Annotated in this window: 22 protein-coding genes; 12 read left to right on the forward strand and 10 right to left on the reverse strand. The window is 53.8% G+C overall.

The annotated features are described in order from the left end of the window. Positions 1-76 precede the first annotated feature (76 nt). From ACVX3G_RS03160 to ACVX3G_RS03175, 4 genes are all read left to right on the forward strand, one after another. On the forward strand, positions 77-460 hold the full coding sequence (locus tag ACVX3G_RS03160) for a YkvA family protein (protein WP_014196995.1): 384 nt from the start codon (positions 77-79) through the stop codon (positions 458-460). Between the two features lie 169 nt (positions 461-629). Further along, positions 630-1,319 carry a uracil-DNA glycosylase gene (locus ACVX3G_RS03165; RefSeq protein ID WP_013524842.1) on the forward strand — a complete coding sequence of 230 codons (690 nt, stop codon included), beginning with the start codon at positions 630-632 and terminating at the stop codon, positions 1,317-1,319. Positions 1,320-1,332: 13 nt separating this feature from the next. Further along, a complete protein-coding gene (locus ACVX3G_RS03170; RefSeq protein WP_025039370.1) occupies positions 1,333-1,632 on the forward strand; it encodes a YwdI family protein in 300 nt (99 codons plus the stop codon). Positions 1,633-1,899: 267 nt separating this feature from the next. Beyond that, positions 1,900-2,271: a DUF423 domain-containing protein gene (locus ACVX3G_RS03175; RefSeq protein ID WP_014196993.1), complete on the forward strand. Its 372-nt coding sequence runs from the start codon at positions 1,900-1,902 to the stop codon at positions 2,269-2,271. A gap of 52 nt (positions 2,272-2,323) precedes the next feature. Here the strand turns inward: ACVX3G_RS03175 and ACVX3G_RS03180 are convergent, their stop codons facing one another. Continuing rightward, complete coding sequence (locus ACVX3G_RS03180; protein WP_025039371.1) at positions 2,324-3,073, reverse strand: prenyltransferase; 750 nt, start codon at positions 3,071-3,073, stop codon at positions 2,324-2,326. Between the two features lie 49 nt (positions 3,074-3,122). On the opposite strand from ACVX3G_RS03180, the gene ACVX3G_RS03185 reads away from it, so the two are divergent. After that, positions 3,123-4,781 (forward strand): IS1634 family transposase, encoded by a 1,659-nt coding sequence (locus ACVX3G_RS03185; RefSeq protein ID WP_014194800.1) that lies wholly within the window; start codon positions 3,123-3,125, stop codon positions 4,779-4,781. 2 nt (positions 4,782-4,783) lie between these two features. On the opposite strand, the gene ACVX3G_RS03190 is transcribed toward ACVX3G_RS03185, so the two are convergent. The 5 genes from ACVX3G_RS03190 to hemQ all read right to left on the reverse strand — a co-directional run bounded on the left by ACVX3G_RS03190 (position 4,784) and on the right by hemQ (position 7,796). Beyond that, complete coding sequence (locus tag ACVX3G_RS03190; RefSeq protein ID WP_025039038.1) at positions 4,784-5,119, reverse strand: hypothetical protein; 336 nt, start codon at positions 5,117-5,119, stop codon at positions 4,784-4,786. A 19-nt stretch (positions 5,120-5,138) separates the two neighbouring features. Continuing rightward, positions 5,139-5,639: a hypothetical protein gene (locus tag ACVX3G_RS03195; protein ID WP_014196991.1), complete on the reverse strand. Its 501-nt coding sequence runs from the start codon at positions 5,637-5,639 to the stop codon at positions 5,139-5,141. Positions 5,640-5,773: 134 nt separating this feature from the next. Next, the gene (gene gerQ / locus ACVX3G_RS03200; protein WP_014196990.1) at positions 5,774-6,379 is read right to left on the reverse strand and encodes a spore coat protein GerQ; all 606 of its coding nucleotides are present in this window, start codon (positions 6,377-6,379) and stop codon (positions 5,774-5,776) included. A gap of 18 nt (positions 6,380-6,397) precedes the next feature. Then, positions 6,398-6,844: a cell wall hydrolase gene (locus ACVX3G_RS03205; protein WP_011232884.1), complete on the reverse strand. Its 447-nt coding sequence runs from the start codon at positions 6,842-6,844 to the stop codon at positions 6,398-6,400. A gap of 205 nt (positions 6,845-7,049) precedes the next feature. Continuing rightward, a complete protein-coding gene (hemQ, locus tag ACVX3G_RS03210) occupies positions 7,050-7,796 on the reverse strand; it encodes a hydrogen peroxide-dependent heme synthase (RefSeq protein WP_021321327.1) in 747 nt (248 codons plus the stop codon). A 254-nt stretch (positions 7,797-8,050) separates the two neighbouring features. On the opposite strand from hemQ, the gene pta reads away from it, so the two are divergent. Continuing rightward, positions 8,051-9,031: a phosphate acetyltransferase gene (gene pta, locus ACVX3G_RS03215; RefSeq protein WP_021321328.1), complete on the forward strand. Its 981-nt coding sequence runs from the start codon at positions 8,051-8,053 to the stop codon at positions 9,029-9,031. Positions 9,032-9,154: 123 nt separating this feature from the next. After that, a complete protein-coding gene (lipL, locus tag ACVX3G_RS03220; RefSeq protein WP_014196986.1) occupies positions 9,155-10,012 on the forward strand; it encodes an octanoyl-[GcvH]:protein N-octanoyltransferase in 858 nt (285 codons plus the stop codon). Between the two features lie 164 nt (positions 10,013-10,176). Here the strand turns inward: lipL and ACVX3G_RS03225 are convergent, their stop codons facing one another. Next, the gene (locus ACVX3G_RS03225; protein ID WP_014196985.1) at positions 10,177-10,830 is read right to left on the reverse strand and encodes an RsfA family transcriptional regulator; all 654 of its coding nucleotides are present in this window, start codon (positions 10,828-10,830) and stop codon (positions 10,177-10,179) included. Between the two features lie 175 nt (positions 10,831-11,005). On the opposite strand from ACVX3G_RS03225, the gene ACVX3G_RS03230 reads away from it, so the two are divergent. The 3 genes from ACVX3G_RS03230 to ACVX3G_RS03240 all read left to right on the forward strand — a co-directional run bounded on the left by ACVX3G_RS03230 (position 11,006) and on the right by ACVX3G_RS03240 (position 13,208). Continuing rightward, positions 11,006-11,233, forward strand: coding sequence for a YuzB family protein (locus tag ACVX3G_RS03230; RefSeq protein ID WP_011232879.1), 228 nt, complete (start codon positions 11,006-11,008; stop codon positions 11,231-11,233). Positions 11,234-11,377: 144 nt separating this feature from the next. Continuing rightward, complete coding sequence (locus tag ACVX3G_RS03235; RefSeq protein WP_021321330.1) at positions 11,378-12,676, forward strand: HD domain-containing protein; 1,299 nt, start codon at positions 11,378-11,380, stop codon at positions 12,674-12,676. A 13-nt stretch (positions 12,677-12,689) separates the two neighbouring features. After that, positions 12,690-13,208 carry a YwgA family protein gene (locus tag ACVX3G_RS03240; RefSeq protein ID WP_014196983.1) on the forward strand — a complete coding sequence of 173 codons (519 nt, stop codon included), beginning with the start codon at positions 12,690-12,692 and terminating at the stop codon, positions 13,206-13,208. Between the two features lie 183 nt (positions 13,209-13,391). Here the strand turns inward: ACVX3G_RS03240 and ACVX3G_RS03245 are convergent, their stop codons facing one another. Both ACVX3G_RS03245 and ACVX3G_RS03250 read right to left on the reverse strand, forming a co-directional pair. After that, the gene (locus tag ACVX3G_RS03245) at positions 13,392-14,693 is read right to left on the reverse strand and encodes an NCS2 family permease (RefSeq protein ID WP_021321333.1); all 1,302 of its coding nucleotides are present in this window, start codon (positions 14,691-14,693) and stop codon (positions 13,392-13,394) included. Between the two features lie 103 nt (positions 14,694-14,796). Continuing rightward, the gene (locus ACVX3G_RS03250) at positions 14,797-14,985 is read right to left on the reverse strand and encodes a 2-hydroxymuconate tautomerase (RefSeq protein ID WP_014196981.1); all 189 of its coding nucleotides are present in this window, start codon (positions 14,983-14,985) and stop codon (positions 14,797-14,799) included. Between the two features lie 130 nt (positions 14,986-15,115). Here ACVX3G_RS03250 and ACVX3G_RS03255 point away from each other — a divergent pair, with 130 nt between their 5' ends. Both ACVX3G_RS03255 and ACVX3G_RS03260 read left to right on the forward strand, forming a co-directional pair. Next, positions 15,116-15,784 carry a site-2 protease family protein gene (locus ACVX3G_RS03255; protein ID WP_014196980.1) on the forward strand — a complete coding sequence of 223 codons (669 nt, stop codon included), beginning with the start codon at positions 15,116-15,118 and terminating at the stop codon, positions 15,782-15,784. 19 nt (positions 15,785-15,803) lie between these two features. After that, positions 15,804-16,319, forward strand: a complete 516-nt coding sequence (locus ACVX3G_RS03260) for a YwhD family protein (protein ID WP_014196979.1) — start codon at positions 15,804-15,806, stop codon at positions 16,317-16,319. Positions 16,320-16,450: 131 nt separating this feature from the next. Here ACVX3G_RS03260 and ACVX3G_RS03265 read toward each other — a convergent pair whose 3' ends face one another. Next, positions 16,451-18,496, reverse strand: coding sequence for a transglycosylase domain-containing protein (locus ACVX3G_RS03265; RefSeq protein WP_014196978.1), 2,046 nt, complete (start codon positions 18,494-18,496; stop codon positions 16,451-16,453). Between the last annotated feature and the right edge of the window lie 189 nt (positions 18,497-18,685).

Raw genomic sequence — 18,685 nt, forward strand, 5'->3', positions numbered from 1 at the left:
TTGTCCACCTTGCAATGTTTACACTCCTATACCCATATTTTATACTATATGAAACAGGAAAGGGCAGGGGAACGCGATGTTCACAAAGTGGAAAGAATGGGCAAGGGCGCTGAAACGGGAAATTTTTGTCTTGTATTCGGCCAGCCGCGATCGGCGCATCTCTGTCTGGCTGCGGCTCTTTATGCTTGGCGTTGCGGCGTATGCGTTCAGCCCGATCGATTTGATTCCCGATTTCGTTCCGGTTCTTGGGTATATCGATGATTTGTTGCTTGTGCCGCTAGGCATTTACTTGGCGCTGAAATGGCTGCCGAAAGACATCGTCGCCGAACACCGGGCGCGGGCGGAAGAGCTCGCCAAGCAAGGCAAACCGACGAATTGGGCCGCTGGGGCGCTGATCATTTTTTTATACGTGTTGCTTGGCGTCTGGCTGCTCCGCTGGTTGATTTCGTGGATATTTTGATCTTTCCCTCAATTTTTGATGGCTGAGGCAGGGGATTGGCGCATTTCCTGTTGGGGAAACAGGTTTCGCTGTGGTTGCCTCAATCTGAACATTCACTTCGCTTTGACGCTGGGGTCTTTTTGGTTACAATGATAAAAGGAAAAAGCCGATGGCAAAGGAGTTGCTCGCAATGCCGATTCTCAAAAACGACTGGGCTCCGCTGCTTGAAGAGGAGTTTCAAAAACCATACTACTTGAAGCTGCGCGAATTTTTAAAAGTGGAGTACCGAACGCGGACGATTTATCCGGATATGCACGATATTTTCAACGCCCTTCATTATACACCGTATGCAAACGTCAAAGTCGTGCTGCTCGGGCAAGATCCGTACCACGGCCCGGGGCAGGCGCACGGGTTGAGTTTTTCCGTCAAGCCCGGCGTACCGGTGCCGCCGTCATTAGTCAACATCTTCAAAGAGCTGCATGATGACCTTGGCTGCTACATACCAGATAACGGCTATCTCGTGAAATGGGCCGAGCAAGGGGTGTTATTGTTAAACACGGTGCTGACCGTCCGCCGCGGCCAGGCGAACTCCCACCGCGGCAAAGGGTGGGAACAATTCACCGACCGCGTCATTGAACTCGTCAATGAAAAAGACGATCCGGTCGTCTTTTTGCTTTGGGGCCGGAACGCTCAGGAGAAAAAAGAACGGATTACGAATCCGCGCCATCTGATTATTGAAGCGCCGCACCCGAGCCCGTTTTCCGCCGCGCGCGGCTTTTTCGGCCATCGCCCGTTTTCGCGGACGAACGCGTTTTTGATGAAATGCGGACGCGAACCGATCGACTGGCAAATCGAAAACATCGGCGTCCGTGCTGAATAAGGAGGAGAGAATGATGTCCATCTCGTTTGCGGCCGTTATCGCCAAGATGGAAGATGAGCTGCGGAAAGCGAGGTCCACGAACGACCTGCAGCGGGTGCGTGAACACGTCGCCGCCATTCGCGTTTTATGCGATTTGATGTTGGAGGCAACAAGCCATCCGCAGCCGTCCGCTTCGTCTGCCGCAGCCGGGCCGCTTGTCGTCGGCGGGCCGATTTCGGTTGCTGGCGGGCTTTCGCTTGGAGCCGTTTCTGTCGGGGGACGCTCCCCTGACATTGACGATGAGGCGAACGGAGAGTCGTTGCTGGATTTCTGAGAGTGGGACAGCGAATCCCCGTGGAACGGCCTTCTCCACAGGGATTCTTGATCAACAGAACTCCTTTAAACCGCTTGTCCTTGTTTGCGCCAAAGAACAAGAAGCGGTTCTCCGGCTTGGATGCGGGTCTTGTCGGTAGCGCTCCCCATTGACCGGTTCTGTCGAGTGAAGTGGCTGACATACATTAGTAATTTGTTGTCGGGGAACATTCCCATTATTATTAATGAATGAGGGAAAACAATCTTTCATTAGAAAGGCGGAACAGCTATGAAAACATTCATCCTTCTCGGCGCGCTCAATGCGTTTTTAGCCGTCGCATTGGGAGCGTTTGGCGCGCACGGGCTGGAAGGGAAGATTCCGGATCGTTATTTGGAGATTTGGAAAACGGCGGTCCAATACCAGATGTTCCACGCATTAGGGCTGCTTGTTGTCGGATTGCTCGCTGGCAAGGCGCCGAATGTCGGGCTGATCGGTGCGGCGGGCTGGGTGATGCTGGCGGGGATTGTGCTGTTTTCCGGCAGTTTGTACGTATTAAGTGTTACGCAAATCAAGCCGCTTGGCGCCATCACCCCGTTTGGCGGCGTCGCCTTTTTAATCGCTTGGGTGATGATCGGATATGCGGCATTAAAATGGTTGTAAACGGAGCGCAGGAGCGGAGCGCTCCGTTTTTTTGCCGCCGTCCCTCTCCGCTCTATAGCGAAAGCCATAGACTCAACGTCAACAACAGTCCAACGGCCCAATGATGGCGGGCGGCCCATTTCATGCCGCTTCTTTCCTCGGTTCGACTAGCGCCGGGGCGGAAACAGAGACGAAGCCGGATGGCAAGCGGCATCGCGAGCCCTGTGACCGCGGCAAGCAAAGGAACGATATGCCAAACGATCAAAGCAGCAATGGACAAGTAGGCGGAGACGAGAAGAAGCCCGAGAAGGCGCACGGCGTTGTTCCGTCCGAGCCGGATGGCTAATGTGCGGCGAAACGGCCGGTCTTTTTCGATGTCGCGGATGTTGTTTGTCAAAATCATCGAGGCGATCAGCAAGGCGAACGGGATGGACAAGGCAAACAGAGCGGTGTCTGGAACATGCCCTTGTACGGCATAAGCGAGTGCGGTCACGACCGGCCCCATGCAAACGGCGGCGGTCAACTCACCTAAACCGAGCGAGGCGAGCGGACGCGGCCCGGCTGAGTAGGCGATCCCGCAGATGATCGCTGCGGCGCCGATCCACGCGATGGCTGGATCGCTTTGCCACGCCAAGTACGCGCCTAACGCAACCGCGACGGCCAGCATGGCGCCAGCAACGGCAGGGATCGAGCGATGGGCAGGTCCATGGCCATGCCCGTTCGTCCATTTGTCATCGTCTTGGCCGCGCAACCGATCAAAATAGTCATTCAGCTCACATTTCGCACCCTCCCAACGAAAATCGGGAGGATTTTTTGTGTCCATCGTCGAATGAATCCTTGACATACAAGGAAAGTGAAGGAGTTTTTCTCTCATGAACGTTCAAGTCAAAAAGGTCTATCGCAATTATTATTTGAATATAATAAGTGCCCTATTCAAGAAACTGGGCCTGCCCCAATTGATTGACCATCTCGTTCCCGTTGATCCACAGTGCCAGACTCGAGTCAGCGATGCCGTTCAGGCCATCATCTACAATATGTTTGACGGCCGGCAAGCCCTCGTTCACGTGGAACGATGGGCTCAGGAGATCGATCTAGAGAAACTCATCCGTCCCGGTCTCCATCCTTCCTGGTTGAACGACGATGCCTTGGCTCGTCATCTCGACCGCTTGTATGAGGCCGATATTCACAAGGTGATCAGCACTTGCTTGATTCACATTTATCGCAAAGAAGGCCTTTCCCTCCGAGCCTTTCACGCCGATACGACGGACAAGACGGTTTACGGCGCGTATGAATCGGCCTCATTAGAGGCTTTGCAGATCACACATGGCTATAACCGCCATCATCGTTGGCAAAAACAGATCGGCTTCGGACTGGTCGGCAACGAGGACGGCATCCCGTTTTACGGCGATGTGCACGACGGCAACCTGCCTGACAAAACGTGGAATCCGGAGGTGCTGTCCCGTGTCCACGAACAGCTCAAACAAGCCAAGATTGAAGACGAATGGATTTATGTGGCCGATTCCGCCGCGATGACAAAAGACACTCTGGCGCAAACCAAAGCGGTCAACGCCTTTTTGATCACCCGAGGCCCTTCGTCGCTCCGCATCGTCAAACGGGCATTCGCGGAGGCCGATTCGGCCCACATCCCGTGGAGCGACCCCTTTACGCTGGCGGAGAGAAACGGCGCCACGTACCGGGTATGGGAAACATCCTCCACCTATGAAGGCCACCCCGTTCGGCTGATCGTCGTCGAATCGAGTGCGCTCGACCAGCGAAAAGGAAAGACGCTCGAAAAAGAACGAACCAAAGAAGCGGAGCTTCTTCGCGAGGAACAAGCCCATTGGGAGCGCCACCCTTTCTCGTGCCGGGAAGACGCTGAACAAGCCTTGGCGTCCCTCAAGACGTCCCTTCGCCCACGGTTTCATCAGGTCAAGGCCGCGGTCGAAGAGATCGTACGCCCGAAAAAACGGCGCGGACGGCCGAAAAAAGGGGCGGAACCCGAGATGGAGACGCGGTATCTCTTGCGCCTTGACGTCGAATTCGACCCAAACGCGTGGGAACAGGCAAGACGGAAAGCGTCCCGGTTTGTCCTCGTCACGACCGTTCCGGAGGAATGGAAGGGCCAACAAATGGATGCCCAAGAGATCTTGAAGCTATATAAAGGGCAGATCTCGGTGGAAATGAACTTCGCTTTTTTGAAAGACCCTTTTTTCACGGATGAGATCTATGTCAAAAAGCCAGAACGAGTTGCGGTATTGGGCTATTTGTTTCTCTTGGCCTTGGCCATTTACCGCGTCTTTCAGCGCCGGGTGCGCCAGTTCATCACACCCGAACACCCATTAAAGGGCGCCGGAGGCCGCAAGCTGACCCGACCGACGGGGCAGGCGATTTTCCAGCTGTTTCAATATGTGAACGTCGTCCTCCTGGAGCTGCCGGATGGACGCATCCAACGCTCACTGGATCGCTCCCTCACCCCTGAACAACGAAGGATTCTGCAGGGGTTGGGGCTGGATGAGAGCATTTACGTGTAACGTCATACGGAACGACCAGCGATGGTAAAAAAAGGATAGCCATCGCTCGTCGTGTTGGTCAAAAAGTTATTCTGAAAAACTAAATAAAAAATCCTTTGTTTTGACCTTGTTAGGGTGCGAAATGTGAGATTCAGCATGTTGACGGCTGACTGAATCAGCACAGAGGCGGCTAACATCGCCAGCAGCACCTCGATCCGAACGGCGCCCTTTTTCGCCGCCAGCGCGGTGGCGGCCAGCACAGGGCTGATCGTTCCGCTCCATGTCGGCGGGCGCATTAAGTGAAGCCATGAAAAACGGTAAACCCAATGCCGATCTTCTTCACGATGTTCATATCGCAATGCGAACCCCTCGTTTCCGTTAGGAGAGTAAAAGCATGCATACGATGAGCACGACAAATCCGGCCGCTTCGACCGACTGAACGGCAATGATCGAGGTCATCGCTTTTTTTAACGGCGCATCGTCACCGCCATTGGCTTGGCGCCAAAGGTCTTCATTGGAAAACACCGTCATCGCCTTGCGGTAGCCGACGAACATCCCCCAAGCGAGCGTTGCGATGCCTGTGAGAAGGGCGGTCAGCCATACACGGCCATAGGCGGTCTGCCATACATCTGCCCAACGGTTGATCGGTCCGGCGGCTGTGCCAAGCCATATGCCAGTGGCGATGACGACGGCACTTGCCGCGGCGAGCGGCCGATGCGACCACTGCATGAGCGAGCGGAAAAATTGCCGGCGCTCAAGAGGCGGCATGAATTGGGAGGCTGGATACACTGCCCAGCCGATGAATGCCACGCCCCCCACCCACATGATCGCCGCGATAAGATGTACCCCCAGCAGGAAATCACGCGACGTCCAAACCATCAGTAGACACCTCTTTTGTGTCATTTACCACCATTATATAAGGCCGTGTAGTAGCAGCTTGTGATGGCCATCACGTCAACCAAAAAAAGAAGGTTGCCATCGGCAACCTTCTTGTCAAAAGACAGTTTTTCCGTTTAGCGTGGAGAATACGTAGCAAGCGGTGTTGCGGCTGTAGCGCCGGCAAACGGATATTCGTAGGCGATTTCTCCTTCAAACGTGACATAATCGAGGTAAATCATCGGGATCAAATAGCGTGTGCCTGTTTGTGGGTCGCTTAAAATGACATGGTCACGTCCAGCCGCTTCAATGACGCCGCGAAACACCTTGGCATTCCACTCACGGTTGTTTTCAAACGTCGCATAGATGGTAGCGACTTTCCCTTTGTTTAACCGCAAAATGTTTTCAATGTACGACTCTTCGAGCGGCAGCATCCCCGGGATCGCCGCTCCTGCCGCCGCAGGCGCAGCGGCGGTGGTCGGCGTCGGTGTCGGGGCCGTGAACGTCGGCGCCTGCAAACCGAACGTCGGAGCGGCGGCTGTCGCCGGCGTCACGGTTGGAGCGGCAGCCGCTTGCGGATAGTAATAATACGGGTACGCCGCCGGATAGTACGGCTGCGGATACGGATAGCCGTATGGATAGGATGCATACGGTTGTTGCCGTTCTTGACCGAACGGCGAATAATAAAATGATTGTTGCTCCTCATCAGGTGGATAAAATTGATTTTCTGGATTGTTCGGCATAAAGAACCCTCCTCAATATTAAGAATAGACGCGTGGGCAGTCGGATGGAGTCGGTGCAAAAAAGCAATGCGATTTGTAGCGGCCGACGTTCCACTGGCCAAACCATTGCGGTGGGCACGGTTGGCCTTCAGGTGGTTTAAAAAACCAAAGGGCGTTTGTCGCTGGGTGGTAGCGCCAACCGCGGAGCACTTGGCGGGCTAGGCCGATGTCCACTTCGCGCGCCCGTTGGTAAAAGTACCCTTTTTGCACCGCCTCAAAACCGCCCGGGCTTTGAAACACCATTTGCCGGATAGAGCGGATGCCGCGGAAGTCAAGGCAGTCGGCGATGACGCGGTTGACGCCGACGTTGCCGACCATGAGCATCCCAAGCCGCCCGTCTCCTTCCGCTTCAGCTCGCATGAGCCGAGCCAACAACTTTACTTCCTCTTCTGTGTGGGCTACAATGGAGGGAGCGATCTGACCCATATCGTCACCTCAGTCGTTGTGAATTTCGACAGTAATAGGCTATTGGTGGAACAAGAAAATGGTGACACACGAATAGAATGTTTCTGAAGAGATTTTCTGTTTTTATGTGTATGGAGCGGTCAGGCCGCATATGACAGAAAAGCGGGATGATTGTCCAAAAAGCAGCGAAAACGAAGCAAAGCCCCGTATCGTTCGGGGCTTTGCTTCATACATGGAGGAAAGAAGGCACCTTTTCCACCGGCAGCCGGGTGCCGACGAAAAATGAGCCAAATTCGCCAAAGCGGGCGCTCACTTCGTCAAAGCGCATTTCATATACGAGCTTTTTGAACTGGAGTGCATCATCCGAAAACAAGGTGACGCCCCATTCAAAATCATCCAAGCCGACGGAGCCGGTGATGATTTGCGTCACTTTGCCGGCGTACTTTCGGCCGGTCATGCCGTGGGCGCGCATGAGTTCGCGCCGCTGTTCCATCGATAACATGTACCAGTTGTCGTTGCCTTGGCGCCGCTTGTCCATCGGGTAGAAGCAAATGTAGTTCGTTTTCGGCAAAATCGGATACAAACGGCGGCGCACCTCTGGAATTTGGTACGGATCTTCGCTGCCGGACGCCAAGTAGTTGCTCAACTCCACGACCGAAACGTACGAATACGCAGGTAATAAATAGTCGGCGAGTTTCGTTTTGTTAAGCGCTGTTTCGATTTCATGCAGCTCATCCAGCGTCGGCCGCAAAATCATGAACAAAATATCGGCTTTTTGCCCGACGATCGTGTAGACGGCATGGCTTCCTTGCTTCTCGCTTTCAGTCGTCTCCCATTGGTCGACAAGCGCTAAAAACTCACTGATCGCTGCCTCGCGCTCTTCGTTCGGCAGTGTTTTCCACGCGCTCCAGTCGATCGTGCGGAAATCGTGCAAACAATACCAACCGTCCAACGTTTGGGCCGCTTCGCTCATCATCGTCACTCCTTATCAACAAATTGTACAGTATCACTATATCACAGTTTGCCCAAAAAAGCGGCTATCAGCGTATCAAAGTGGAAGTAGACTGAATTGTGGCAAAAGGTGAATTATTTGTTGTAAAGGCTTACCTGCGTTGCGTTTCTGGCGAGAAGCGGTATGCTTAATAGTGGAAATGGCTTGTGGATGCCGAAATGAGCCGGGTGCGCTTTAACCGGGGCAGGCTGGCCTAGCATAAGGAGGATTGGATCGTGACAACCGATTTATTTACGGCATTAAAAGCGAAAGTAACCGGTACGGGTCGAAAAATCGTGTTTCCCGAGGGAACCGATGACCGCATCTTAACGGCGGCGAGCCGTTTGGCGACGGAGCAAGTGCTGCAGCCGATCGTCCTTGGCGATGAGCAAGCTGTGCGGGTGAAAGCCGCGGCGCTTGGCTTGCCGCTTGAAGGGGTGGAGATTGTCACCCCGCGCCGCTATGGCGGGTTTGATGAGCTGGTTTCGGCGTTTGTGGAGCGGCGCAAAGGGAAAGTGACAGAAGAAACGGCGCGCGAGTTGCTTTTCGATGAAAACTATTTCGGTACGATGCTCGTTTATACGGGAGCGGCCGACGGCCTCGTCAGCGGGGCGGCACATTCGACGGCGGATACGGTCCGACCAGCCTTGCAAATCATTAAAACGAAGCCAGGCGTTCGCAAAACGTCCGGCGTGTTCATCATGGTGCGCGGCGACGAAAAATATGTGTTTGCCGATTGCGCCATCAACATTGCTCCTAACAGCCAAGATTTGGCTGAAATTGCGGTCGAGAGCGCGCAGACGGCGAAAATGTTCGGCCTTAAGCCGCGCGTGGCGCTGTTAAGCTTTTCCACGAAAGGGTCGGCCTCGTCGCCGGAGACGGAAAAAGTCGTTGAGGCGGTGCGGTTGGCGAAGGAAATGGCGCCGGATCTGATCCTAGACGGTGAGTTTCAATTTGACGCCGCGTTTGTGCCAGAGGTGGCGAAAAAGAAAGCGCCGGACTCGGTCATTCAAGGGGACGCAAATGTCTTTATTTTCCCGAGCCTTGAGGCAGGCAACATCGGCTACAAAATCGCCCAGCGCCTCGGCGGTTTTGAAGCGGTCGGCCCGATTTTGCAAGGGCTGAACAAACCGGTGAACGACCTATCGCGCGGCTGCAGCGCCGAAGACGCCTACAAGCTCGCGCTCATCACCGCTGCCCAGTCGCTTGGGGAGTGACGGGGCTGCCGCTCGATAAAAACGAGGGAGGCATGCGCCCCTTGTCCTTTTTGCGCCATTTGCTAATGGCGATTATGTTATAATGAATAGAGTTGGAATGATCTATGCAAGGGGTTGCTCGCGATGGGCCATGAATTGCTGCGGCAGCCGAAATGGCGGGTCATCGACCAGTCGCATTTCGGTCCGCTGTTTGATGCGAAACAATCGTTTGCCATCGATGATGCATTATGCACCGCGGTTGGTGCGGGACAGTCGGATGCGGTCGTCCGCACGTGGATGCATGAGAATACCGTCGTCTTAGGCGCCGCTGATACGAAGCTTCCGTACATCGATGAGGCCATTTCGTTTTTGCGCCAGGAAGGGTATCGCGTCGTCGTCCGCAATTCCGGCGGGTTGGCCGTTGTCCTTGACAGCGGGGTGTTGAATATTTCGCTCATTTTTCCGGAAACGAAAAACACGATTGCCATCGAGCAAGGGTATGAGGCGATGTACGCGCTCATGGCCGCCATGCTTGCCTCATACGGCGCCCGCGTTGAGGCGGGGGAAATCGTCGGTTCGTATTGCCCGGGGAGCTATGACTTGAGCATTGGCGGCAAAAAATTTGCCGGCATTTCGCAACGTCGGGTGCGCGGCGGCGTTGCCGTGCAAATCTACCTTTGCGTCAACGGGAGCGGAGCCGCGCGGGCTGAGCTGATTCGCCGCTTTTATGAGCTCGGCCGCCAAGGAGAGAAAACGAAATTCGCCTACCCCGATGTTGTCCCAGCTGTCATGGCGTCGCTGTCTGAGCTTCTCGGCTGCGAGTTGTCGATCGATGAGCTGCTTGTCGCCCTTTGGCGCACGCTGCAGTCGTTTGGCGGCGAGCTATATTCGTCTGCCCTCGAGAACGGCGAATGGAATTGGTATGAGCAGTATTGGGCGCGCATCGTCGAACGAAATGCCAACGTATCTTCAGGAGAGCCGATGAGAGAAGTCGAGCCGTAAAGCCCTTTTCGCTTCGATAAGGCGCTTCGTCGCTGCTGACCGCGACCCATGCCCTGCCCAACCTTGGCGCGAATGATGGACGTTCGCCAACAAAAAAGGGGCTGATCCCAAAACGCGAGTGCGTTTTGGGATCAGCCCGGCTTTTCACCCGGCATCCTTTTTCGTTACTCGGCGATTTTCTCTAAGTTTCCGTTCGGGTCCATACGGAAGGTCAGCCCCCGCTCTTCTTCCTCTTTTAACACCATTTTGCGCGCTCGGTTGATGATTTTCACGAGCGTCTCAAAATCTTCTTGGACGGTCGACGAATTTTCTTCTAATTTAGCAACCTTTTCTTCAAGTTCTTTATTTTTTTGCTTTAGTTCGTCAATTTCGCGGCGCAGCCGCTCGTTTTCTTTGATCAGCGCCTCCCGTTTCCGCTCATGGGATTGGAACGTTTTTAAAAAAGCGATCACTTGATCAAGCGTCACTTGTTGCGGCGGAGAGGATGGGACGACAGCTGGCAGCTGCATCACATCGCCCAACTCCTCCAATGACGGCATCGGTGGTTCATACAGGCGCCGCTTTTTCGCGCCGCCTTGTTTGGCCAGCAGCCGCAGCCGCTCTTTTCGCTGCTTTTTCGCCAGCTGCAGCGCTTCTTCGTACTGATGGCGGACGACGGCATTCCAGCGAAAGCCACAGGCGGCCGATGTCCGATTTAGCTTGTCGCCGACTTCTTCAAACGCGTTCAGCTGGGTGCTCCCTTCACGCACATGGCGCAATACGGTCTCTGCCAACAATAAATCGTCTTCTTCCGTCCAAGCGTCTTGCCGTTGTTTCATTGTTCTCCACTCCTTTTTCCCATGCTAGTAAAAGGGTGGACCAAAAGGAAAAAAATTATACGTTGCAAGTTTATGGGATTGGCAAATTACAAGGGTGAAAGCATGCCAACTTGCAATTTTCTCACGAAAGCGGTAGAATACACAAAGCAAACGCTGCGGAAAGGGATGACGAGTGATGGCGAATGAGTTTCGCGTTTGCGACGACTGCAAGGCGCCGAATTTAAAAACATTGATTCCGCGCCTCAAAAAGCTGGATCCGGATGCGGTCATCAAAATCGGCTGCCAGTCGTATTGCGGCCCAGGGCGGAAAAAGACGTTTGCTTTCGTCAACAACCGTCCGGTGGCGGCGCTGACGGAAGACGAACTGATTGATAAAATTGCTGAAAGGTTGAAAAAGCGATAACCGATCACCTTCTTTGCCGAAAGAAGGTGATTTTTTGTTTTTTCCGTCAATAATGGAGAAAGACGGAGAAAAAAGTCAACTATTTCTTTGCCAAAAGAAACGGCGTATAATAGATGTATGTTGGAGACGGAAGAGGAGGATGCGATGTATTCCGGCGGGCAGCTTGACGAAGAAAAAGTGTTTAAAGATCCGGTGCACCGATACATACATGTTCGCGACAAAGTGATTTGGGATTTGATCGGCACAAAAGAATTTCAGCGCCTGCGCCGCATCAAGCAGCTCGGCACGACATATTTGACGTTTCACGGCGCCGAGCACAGCCGGTTTAACCATTCGCTCGGCGTTTACGAAATCATCCGCCGCATCATTGACGACGTGTTTGTCGGCCGCGATCATTGGGATCATAGCGAGCGCCTTCTTTGCCTATGCGCGGCGCTCTTGCACGATTTAGGGCACGGCCCGTTTTCCCATTCATTTGAAAAAGTGTTTCGCCTTGACCACGAAGATTTTACACAGGCCATCATTTTAGGCGATACAGAAGTGAACGCCGCACTTCGCCAAGTGGATGACGATTTTCCGCGAAGGGTCGCTGAAGTGATCGCCAAAACGTACCCGAACAAGCTTGTTGTGAGCCTCATTTCGAGCCAAATTGACGCCGACCGGATGGATTATTTGTTGCGCGATGCCTACTACACCGGCGTCAGCTACGGCTATTTTGACATGGAGCGCATTTTGCGCGTCATGCGCCCGCGCGAAGACCAAGTCGTCATCAAACGAAGCGGCATGCATGCGGTCGAGGATTACATCATGAGCCGCTACCAAATGTATTGGCAAGTGTACTTTCATCCCGTGACGCGCAGTGCGGAAGTCATTTTGACGAAAATTTTGCATCGGGCGAAAAAGCTGTATGAAGAGGGGTATCGTTTTCAGACGAAGCCGGTTCACTTTTTGTCGTTTTTTGCGGGAAACGCGCCGCTTGGCGATTACTTGGCGCTGGATGAGGCAGTCATCTTGTTTTACTTCCAGCAATGGCAATACGAACGGGATCCGATTTTAAGCGATCTGTGCCAGCGGTTTGTCCGCCGCCGCCTGTTCAAATATACGGAGTTCCATCCGACGAACGAGCAAATGGCGAAGCTCATTGAGCTGACCGGTTTGTTTCAAAAAGCAGGGATTGACCCGGACTACTACTTGGTCGTCGATTCGTCGTCCGATTTGCCGTATGACTTTTACCGGCCGGGCGAGGAAGGAGAGCGCCTGCCGATTTATTTGTTGATGCCAAACGGGGAGCTTCGCGAGCTGTCGCGCGAATCGGTGCTCGTTGACGCCATTTCCGGGAAACGGCGCACCGACCATAAGCTGTATTTCCCAGCTGATTTCCTGGAAGACTTGTCGACGAAGCGGACAGTGAAGAAAAAGATTATGGAAATTTTAAAGGGTTAGGAGATGACGGAGAGTGCTCACAGAGCATGCGAAAGTAATGAAGGCGTTGGCGGCCGCCGGGGAAATTGCCGGCCGCAAAAAGCTGCAAAAAATGATCTACATCGCGAAAAAGCTCGACTTTCCGTTTTACGAGAAATTCGATTTCCACTTTTACGGCCCGTATTCGGAAGAGCTGACATGCCGCATCGAAGAGCTGTGCGCGCTCGGCTTTTTGCATGAAGTGAAAGAGAAAAAGAGCGGTTATATGCAATATCGCTATACATTGACCGAAGCGGGCGAACAGTTTTTGCGCCATTATGACTGGGACATGCCGGGTCTTGCCGAATGCATGCAAGCGATGAACGAACAAAATGCCCGTTTTTTGGAACTTGTGTCCACCGTACTTTATTTTGAACATTTGCCGAAAGACGAAGTGAAAGAGAAAATTGCGGTGTTAAAAAGCAAGCAGCGCTATACGGAAGAAGAAATCGAGGAGGCGTACGCGTACATTGAGGCGCTGCGCAGCCGATGCCACAACAAAACTCGCGTGTAGGCGGGCGGAAAAAGCTGCTTCAACGTATCATCAGTTGGCCATAGACGAAAAGGGGCTGACCCAAAAAGCCGTCTGTCTTCAGGATAGACACAAAATATAGTGCGAAAGAAGCGGTTAGTGCGTATATATAGAGACGAAAGAGGGTGTCCCGATCCTTTTGGGACACCTCCTTCTTCTTTTTGGTTAATGCGGCAAAAACGCCAGCTGCAAAAAGAACAGCACCGCCAGCACGTACAGCAGCAACGGCACATCGCGCCAGCGGCCGCGGGCGATTTTTAAGAGCGGGTACGAGATGAAGCCGAGCGCGATGCCGGTCGCGATGCTGGAGGTGAGCGGCATGCTTAAGATGATGAGAAAGGCCGGGAACGCCTCGTCGAGCTGATGCCACGAAATATGGGCGATATTGCTGATCATCAAGCTCCCGACGATGATGAGCGCCGGGGCGGTGATGGCCGATAACCCGGCGACCGCGCCGACCAGCGGGCTGAAAAAGGCCGCGATGACAAACAGGACAGCGACGGCGAGCGCCGTCCAGCCGGTGCGTCCGCCAGCGGCGACGCCGGTTGATGACTCGATGTACGCTGATGTCGGGCTTGTGCCAAACATGGCGCCGATGGTCGTCGCGACCGAGTCTGCCAACAGCGCCTCGCGGGCGCGCGGCAGCGTGTTCCCTTTCATCAGTCCGGCTTGCTGGGCGACGCCGATCATTGTGCCGGTCGTATCAAAGAGTGTGACGAGCAAAAAGGAGAAGACGACCGCGTACAAACTATGGCCGATGACGTCCCCGATGGCCGCGAATGGATTGGTAATGATCAGCCCTTCTGGCAGCGACGGCAGCGAGACGATGCCTTTGTCAAAGTGAAGTTGCCCGGTCGCATAGGCGATGATGCCGGTGACGACCATGCCGTAAAACAGGGCGCCGTTGACGCCGCGCATCATCAGAATGAGCGTCACCGCCAGGCCGATGAGCGTCAACACGGCCGACGGGGCATGCAAGTCGCCAAGCGCGACCAAATTTTGCGGATGGGCTTGGATGATTCCGGTCAGCCGCAGGCCGATAAAGGCGATAAACAGCCCGATGCCAGCGGTGATGCCGTGTTTTAAGCTGTCGGGGATCACTTCGATCAGCTTGCTGCGGAGCGGGGTGAGCGACAGCAGCAAAAACAACATTCCTGCCACAAACACGGCGGAAAACGCGGTTTCGTACGAAATGCCGCCGTGCGAGCCGACGACGGAATAGGCGAAATAGGCGTTCAGCCCCATGCCGGGCGCGATGGCGATCGGATAGTTGGCAAAGATGGCCATCCATAGCGTGCCGACGACGGTCGCGATGACGGTGGCGGTGAACGCCTGTTCAAACGGGACGCCGGCATCTGATAAGATGACCGGATTGACGACGATGATGTACACCATGGTGAAAAAAGTCGTCAGGCCAGCGAGAAATTCCGTTTTGCGGTCAGTCTGTTTCTCTGCGAAACGAATCATGGGCCACCTCCTAAAAAACGAACAATGTCAGAAACCATTATAAATAATATTCGTTTTTTCCTAAAAATGCAACGGGAGCGCTTCATGCGCCCCCGCTCTTGTGTCACTCTGTGTCGCTCAGCCGTTTTCCGGCGATCGCATAATGGTCTTTCGTCATTTCTTCAATGAATACGACAACGCTCTCCCGTTTCGCCCCTGTCGTCTCGACGACGGCGTCCGTCACTTTTTCAACAAGCGCTTTCTTCTGTTCATCCGTGCGGCCGGCGAGCATTTTGATCGTTACGTACGGCACGGTTGTCCCCCCATTTCATTGTCGAGTGCTGTCGCGCTTATTATACCACGGGATGAGGAAGTTCAGTCCACTTTTTTCTGCTAATCATGTATACTAAAGATAGTGAATATAGGGAAAAGGAGTTTATGAAGTGGATCGAATTTTGCCGTATTCGTTAAGTGAAATTCCGTACGTGCTCTTGACGCTGGCGTTAGCATTTTCCGTGCATGAGTTCGCCCATGCCTACGTTGCTTACAAGTTCGGCGATCCGACGGCGAAAAATCAAGGGCGGCTGACGTTATCACCGTTTGCCCATTTGGATTTGCTTGGCACCCTGCTTATCTTTCTCGCAGGGTTTGGCTGGGCGCGCCCGGTGCCAGTCAATCGCTTTTATTTCAAAAATCCGCGCCTTGCCGGCATTCTCGTGTCGGTTGCCGGACCGCTGAGCAACCTCGTGCTTGCCGCGCTTGGATTTGTCATTTGGTACGCGATGATCGATTTCGGCCTCATGCGGGCGCTGCCAGATTGGTTTGCGGCCGGGTTTGATCTGTTTTTCCAAATTTTTATCAGCTTGAACGCTGTCTTGTTTTTGTTTAATTTATTGCCGTTTCCGCCGCTTGATGGGTATCGTATTATTGAAGACTTGGCCCCGGATGGGCTGCGGGCGAAAATGACGCAATGGGAAAGCTACGGGGCGCTCATTTTTCTCATCCTTGTGCTCACGCCGCTTGACCGCTATACGATTGAGCCGGTGTTTCAAGTGGCGCTGCCGTTTGTATTGGAAAACTTGCAGTCGTTGGTCGCCAATTTGTTTATGTAAGGAAGGAGGAACAAGCGGAATGGAGCAAAAAAAGAAAAAAAACATCGGCTTTAATATCATCAAAGACGATCCGACCGACGGGCACCGCGGCTTTGGCGCCGGGGCGTTGAGCTTAGAAAACGTTTCGCCGGTCATCATTGACGTCGAAGCGGGCGAAGCGTTCGTCGATATGGGGGCGATGCATGCGCGCAGCGCCGTCGAGCGCGGCATCAAGTTTTTGCCCGACCGTTCCGCCGTGCCAAACGGCAAGCCGTATTGGATCGTCTGGGTGACGATTGAACGACGCGAGGACGGCCCGTATTACGCCGGGGTGACGGCGTGCGAAATGACGATCGACCGTGAGGCGCGCCGCGGCTATAAGTTATTGCCGGAACATGTGAATCGGCTTGATAAATCGCTAAAGCGGCACATTATTGTCGATCATATGGACGCGAAATCAAAACGGGTGCTCGCCGACTTTTTGAAAGGGCATGACATCGGGATGTGGAACCGTTCGAGCGACAAGCTGAAACAAGATTTGGAAGTGGAAATGTGACGGTTTTGTGAAAAGATATGGGCAAGGGCTTGTTCTTGTTTGAAAAAAAGGATAAACTAAATCTACATGTATAACACAGGAAAACTAGGACAAGAAAATCCCCTGCGTATGCACGCAGGGGATTTTCTTGTTTAAAACCATGGGAACCATTTCTCGAACCAGCTTTGATTGTCTTCTTTTTTCTTCTTTTTCTTTTCCAAATGGTCGGTGCAATAGTCGGTCGGTTCTGTACCGATGAGATAGTACGTTTTTCGTTTCACCGGACAGGAGTCGGTGGCCAGCTTGCCGTTTTGCGGGTCGATGTAGACGCCGATGACGCCTTTGGTCGGTTTGAACGATTTTTTCGGTTCGCCAGCGAGGCTTTGTTCCATAAAGTGAACCCATATTTGTTTGGCATATTGCCTTTCCGCAGGACGATCCATCGTTTCTCCGCGATCGTAGCCGGTCCAGACGCCGGCGACTAGTTGCGGGGCGAACCCGATCATCCAACTGTCCGTTTTCGTCGTTCCCGACTTGCCGGCGTACGGACGCGTGATGTCATCGATGATTGACTGCCCGGTGACGGTTGTATAGCCGTTTAACTTCGGGTCGAACATCCCGGTCATTAAATGGGTCGTCACAAACGCCGCGTCGCGGTCGAGCACTTGCCGGCTCTCCGGCTTATGTTCATATAGCACGTTTCCGTTTGCATCCACGACTTTTTGAATAAACACCGGTTCGGTTTGTTTGCCGTAGTTGGCCAGCGTGCTGTACGCGGCCACCATGTCGATCACTTTCACGGGCGAGGTGCCGAGCGCCAACGACGGCACTGCTTTCAATCTGCTTGTGATGCCGAGCGCTTTCGCTGTGTCGACGAGTTTGTCGGCGCCGATGAACTGGAGCGTTTTCACCGCAAAGACGTTGTCGGATACGGCGAGCGCCTCGGCGAGCGTGATCGGGCCGTTGGCATAGTAGTCATTGTAATTATGGGGGGTGTACGACGATCGGCCGCCGTTAAACGTAAATGTCGTCAGCTCGCTGCGCAGTTGGGTCGATGGGGTGAATCCTTGCTCGATCGCCGCGTAATACAAAAACGGCTTAAATGTCGACCCTGGCTGGCGTTCCGCCTGCACGGCCCGGTTGAATGGGCTCTCTTCGTAGTTGCGTCCGCCGACGAGCGCCTTTACTTCCCCGGTGCGTGGATCCATCGACACAAGCGCCGCTTGAATGGCGGAGTGCGGGTCGATGATGCGACGGATTTGCTCTTCGGCAATCCGTTGCAGACGCGGATCCAGCGTCGTATAGACGCGCAGCCCCCCAAGCTCGATCGTCCGCTCATCCAGGCCGAGTTTCGTGCGCAACTGCTGTTTGACGACATCTTGAAAATACGGAGCGATCGGCTGCTCTTGTTTGTGGTGCCGGGCGTAGACGAGTTTGTCGCGGTACGCCTGCTCCGCTTCTTGGCGGCTGATGTAGCCGGCTTCCACCATGGAGGTGAGCACGATTTTTTGCCGCGCTTTCGCCCGCTGTTCATTGACAAACGGCGAGTAGTAATACGGCCCTTTCGGAATGCCGGCGAGCATGGCTGCCTCGCTGAGCGTCAGCTCGCTCGCGTGCTTGCCGAAATAGTAGCGGGCTGCCGCCTCAATCCCGTAGGCGCCATGGCCGTAGTAAATCGTATTCAAATAGCCTTCCAAAATTTGATCTTTGCTGTAGTTGGCTTCAAGCCGGATGGTGTACAACGCTTCCTGGATTTTTCGCGACCACGTTTTTTCATGCGTCAAAAACAAGTTGCGCGCATACTGCTGGGTGATCGTGCTCGCCCCTTCGACTTTTGCCATCGCCTCGACATTCGCAATGATGGCGGCGGCGATTCGCTTCAAATCAAACCCGTGATGTTCGTAAAACTTCCGGTCTTCAACGGCGATCGTCGCTTCGATGATGTGCGGGGACATGTCTTTGAGCCGAACCCAATAGCGTTTTTGACCATGGTCGCTTTCCCCGATTTTGCTGCCGTCAGCGGCATAAAAAATCGTCGTCTGCGGCACGGCGACCGGCGGGGCGCCTTCGATTTTCGCGAACAACACAAAGCTCCCGAGAGCGGCGAAGGCAAAGATGACGAGAAAAAAGCCGATAAAGACGGCGGCGCGCACATATTTCCACGTGCCGCGAAAACGGCTGCCCGGGATCGGTTCCATTGCGCATCACCTCAACGGTTTTGGCGTTGTTTTAGACATGCGGGCGGACGCCCGGCTGAATGCGCCGCCTTGCTTTTGTCAAGGCTTCGCCAGCGAGGTTTTCCGCTTTTTCTTACCAGTATGAAAAAAAATTTTTTATTTTAAACTTGTTCCTCTTGCATTTTTGCTAGATTGCTCTATACTTTTTCA

The organism is Geobacillus sp. PLS 41, from assembly GCF_056494105.1.

Coding starts and splice junctions, on each gene's coding strand:
- ACVX3G_RS03245 (WP_021321333.1), bottom strand. CDS start 14,693: ATGATTCGTTTCGCAGAGAAACAGACTGACCGCAAAACGGAATTTCTC.
- hemQ (WP_021321327.1), bottom strand. CDS start 7,796: ATGAGCGAAGCGGCCCAAACGTTGGACGGTTGGTATTGTTTGCACGAT.
- ACVX3G_RS03260 (WP_014196979.1), top strand. CDS start 15,804: ATGGAGCAAAAAAAGAAAAAAAACATCGGCTTTAATATCATCAAAGAC.
- ACVX3G_RS03205 (WP_011232884.1), bottom strand. CDS start 6,844: ATGGGTCAGATCGCTCCCTCCATTGTAGCCCACACAGAAGAGGAAGTA.
- ACVX3G_RS03170 (WP_025039370.1), top strand. CDS start 1,333: ATGTCCATCTCGTTTGCGGCCGTTATCGCCAAGATGGAAGATGAGCTG.
- ACVX3G_RS03225 (WP_014196985.1), bottom strand. CDS start 10,830: ATGAAACAACGGCAAGACGCTTGGACGGAAGAAGACGATTTATTGTTG.
- lipL (WP_014196986.1), top strand. CDS start 9,155: ATGGGCCATGAATTGCTGCGGCAGCCGAAATGGCGGGTCATCGACCAG.
- ACVX3G_RS03230 (WP_011232879.1), top strand. CDS start 11,006: ATGGCGAATGAGTTTCGCGTTTGCGACGACTGCAAGGCGCCGAATTTA.
- ACVX3G_RS03165 (WP_013524842.1), top strand. CDS start 630: ATGCCGATTCTCAAAAACGACTGGGCTCCGCTGCTTGAAGAGGAGTTT.
- ACVX3G_RS03265 (WP_014196978.1), bottom strand. CDS start 18,496: ATGGAACCGATCCCGGGCAGCCGTTTTCGCGGCACGTGGAAATATGTG.
- ACVX3G_RS03235 (WP_021321330.1), top strand. CDS start 11,378: ATGTATTCCGGCGGGCAGCTTGACGAAGAAAAAGTGTTTAAAGATCCG.
- ACVX3G_RS03175 (WP_014196993.1), top strand. CDS start 1,900: ATGAAAACATTCATCCTTCTCGGCGCGCTCAATGCGTTTTTAGCCGTC.
- ACVX3G_RS03185 (WP_014194800.1), top strand. CDS start 3,123: ATGAACGTTCAAGTCAAAAAGGTCTATCGCAATTATTATTTGAATATA.
- ACVX3G_RS03180 (WP_025039371.1), bottom strand. CDS start 3,073: ATGGACACAAAAAATCCTCCCGATTTTCGTTGGGAGGGTGCGAAATGT.
- ACVX3G_RS03160 (WP_014196995.1), top strand. CDS start 77: ATGTTCACAAAGTGGAAAGAATGGGCAAGGGCGCTGAAACGGGAAATT.
- ACVX3G_RS03195 (WP_014196991.1), bottom strand. CDS start 5,639: ATGGTTTGGACGTCGCGTGATTTCCTGCTGGGGGTACATCTTATCGCG.
- gerQ (WP_014196990.1), bottom strand. CDS start 6,379: ATGCCGAACAATCCAGAAAATCAATTTTATCCACCTGATGAGGAGCAA.